This window comes from Peptostreptococcus sp., from assembly GCF_977045075.1.
This window is the reverse complement of the sequence record NZ_CDRRTB010000129.1, coordinates 1-2788: the sequence shown is the minus strand read 5'-3', so window position 1 is coordinate 2788 and position 2788 is coordinate 1. Positions and strand designations below refer to the sequence as shown.

General features: G+C 34.8%; 4 protein-coding genes. All 4 read left to right on the top strand.

The window, feature by feature from the left end; genetic code table 11:
* A partial coding sequence (locus ACW6OJ_RS07860; RefSeq protein ID WP_456096253.1) for a formate/nitrite transporter family protein occupies positions 1-821 on the top strand: 821 nt, incomplete at its 5' end.
* Positions 822-1128: 307 nt separating this feature from the next.
* Complete coding sequence (locus ACW6OJ_RS07855) at positions 1129-1452, top strand: PadR family transcriptional regulator (RefSeq protein WP_313963923.1); 324 nt, start codon at positions 1129-1131, stop codon at positions 1450-1452.
* Entirely contained in the window at positions 1445-1990 is a 546-nt protein-coding gene (locus tag ACW6OJ_RS07850; RefSeq protein WP_455105102.1) for a DUF2812 domain-containing protein, read from the top strand. The genes ACW6OJ_RS07855 and ACW6OJ_RS07850 overlap by 8 nt, the downstream gene beginning before the upstream one ends.
* Positions 1991-2142: 152 nt before the next feature.
* The gene (locus ACW6OJ_RS07845) at positions 2143-2544 is read left to right on the top strand and encodes a thioesterase family protein (protein ID WP_293431945.1); all 402 of its coding nucleotides are present in this window, start codon (positions 2143-2145) and stop codon (positions 2542-2544) included.
* Positions 2545-2788 lie beyond the last annotated feature (244 nt).

The window sequence follows — 2788 nt, the reverse complement described above, 5'->3', positions numbered from 1 at the left end:
TTACAAGCATTGATTTTGAATTATATATTAGTGATGTTTTGGAGGTAATTATGTACGATGAAACAATCGGTAAGCTGACGGGTGCAGCTAAGAAAAAGCTTGGTGTTTTGAATGATAGTACGTTCAAATACCTGGTATCATCTGCTTTTGCGGGTGCCTTTATAGGAGTAGGTATACTTCTAGCATTTACAGTAGGTGGCCTAATGACTGCTGGTGGTAGTCCAGCTACAAAGATTTTGATGGGTGTATCATTCTCAGTAGCATTGAGCTTGGTAATATTCACAGGTACAGACCTATTTACAGGTAACAACCTTGTAATGACAGTTGGATACCTGAACAAGGCCGTTTCTATGAAGGACCTAGTGAGGGTCTGGGTAGTATCTTATATAGGTAACTTTATAGGTGCTATTATACTAAGTGTAATATTTGTATATACAGGCCTAGTAGACAAGGGACCTGTTATGGAATTCTTTGCAAGTTCAGCTGTTGCTAAGGCAGCACCATCATTTATGGCCCTATTTATGAGGGGCGTACTTTGTAACTTCTTGGTTTGTCTAGCAGTAATGATATCTTTCAGGACTGAAAATGATGCAGCCAAGCTAATAATGATCACTATGTGCATATTTGCCTTTATAACATCCGGTTTTGAACATAGTATTGCCAATATGACAGTATACAGCGTGGGACTAATCTCTAAGTCTATTACAGGTGTAACTATGGGTCAGCTAGTAGCTAATCTAGTGCCAGTTACCCTAGGTAATATAGTTGGTGGTGGTCTTATCATGGGTGGAGGCTTCTTTGCCCTAAGGTCAGGTAAGTAATTAATAAGTACTCTACACTACAACATAATGTTTTTTTGGAGGAGCGAGATATATAAATCTTGCTCTTTCATTTTTATGCAATATAATAAAATATTGTATTAACTAAAAGTATATATACAAATAATTGATCAAATCAAAGGTCTATGGTTTTAATAACATAGGCCTTTTTGGTGTAAAGAATCTTCTATAATATAAAAAGCTTGACCTTATATATCGAGGTATGATATATTATATATAACGAAGTACGATATATAGAGCTTAGATATAAACAGTAAGTCAAATGATAAATATTAAGTGGAGGGCAAAAATGGATTCTAAGTTGAAGAGGATTTATATACCTATGTCTGAGACGGCCTTTTATATTTTGTTTTACCTGCAAGGGCCAAACCACGGTTATGGCATAGGTCAGGAGGTCAAGCAGGTTACAAAAAATGAGGTAACTATTAGTCCAGGGACCATGTATGGAACCCTGTCTAAGATGGAAAAGGATGGACTCATACAATTTGTTAGGGAAGAGGAAAAGAGGAAGCTATACCAAATTACAGACCTTGGAAAGGATATTTTGGAAATAGAGTTAAAGAGGATCAAGAGACTATATAATAATAGTTTAGGGGAGGTTTACAATGGCTAATTACAAAACTAAAATAAGATATTTTACTATAGCAGACTATGAAGAAGAACAGGCCTGGCTTGAAGACCAGCATAGGCAGGGTTGGAAGCTAAAGAAGATTACACCACCTTGCTTCTTTACTTTTGAGGAAGTAGGGCCAGAGGAAGTGGTCTATCAGTTGGACTATAAGAATGAAAAAGTTACAGGAGAGTATTTACAGATGTTTAGGGACTATGGTTGGGAATACTCTGGCTCATGTATGGGCTGGAACTATTTTTGGAAGGCTAAATCCCAAGTTGAAAGATCTAGTGAGCTGGAGATATTTTCAGATTCGGAGTCTAAGTTAGATATGGTCAACCACATATTCAAGACACGAATGTTACCACTTGTCGTAGTATTTTGTACTATATTAATACCTAGTTTATTGAAAAACTTGACTTCAGGAAATGGTATTAGTAATTCATTCTTTATAATTACACTAATGGCATTTGCCCTATATATCTACATATTTTTATACTGTGGTCTAAAATTAAAGAAAATTAAGAATAAATTGAAATAAATATAGGCCAAGTGGGTATATATCTTTTAAGGTAGTGGAAGGCTAAACTAAGGTCATGTTTTACTGCTTGAAAAGTCCTATAACTAATGATAAAATTAATTATAGGATAGTGATATTCAAAAGAAAAATATTATTTTATGAGGAGAAAAGATATGTTAGAAGTTGGATTAAAGGGTGTTGAAAAAACGGTTGTAGATAAGACAAATACAGCAGCGGCTATTGGTAGTGGTGGACTAGAGGTATTCTCTACACCAAGCATGATATCTCTTATGGAGTGTACTTGTAAGCTTTGTGCCCAGGAGCACCTTGAAGAAGGTCTAGGAACAGTTGGTATATCTATATCAACAAACCATAAGGCGGCTACACCAATAGGCATGGAGGTTACTTGTGAGTGTGAACTAGTTGAAATCGATAGGTCTAGACTTGTTTTCAAGGTTAGGTGCTATGATGAATTAGAAGAAATCGGTGTTGGTACACATGAAAGGTTCATCGTTGATAATGCTAAGTTCCTAGCTAATGTTGATGCAAAGATAGAAAGAGCTAAGAATAAATAAGACTAGTTGTAATATTTTTTATAGATATTTTTTAGTCCTATTTATATCCATATATTATGGGGAAAAAGGAATTGATTTAATTTTACTAAAGTAGAGGAATGTGGATTTTAACACATTCCTCAAATCGTAGACAAAGTCTCTTAAGTCATTAATGATTTAAGGGACTTTTCTCTATATAATTGTTAAAAACTAAAGGATAACCTAAAAAACGAAAAAATTGTCGAAAAGTCACAGTGTTTTTTAC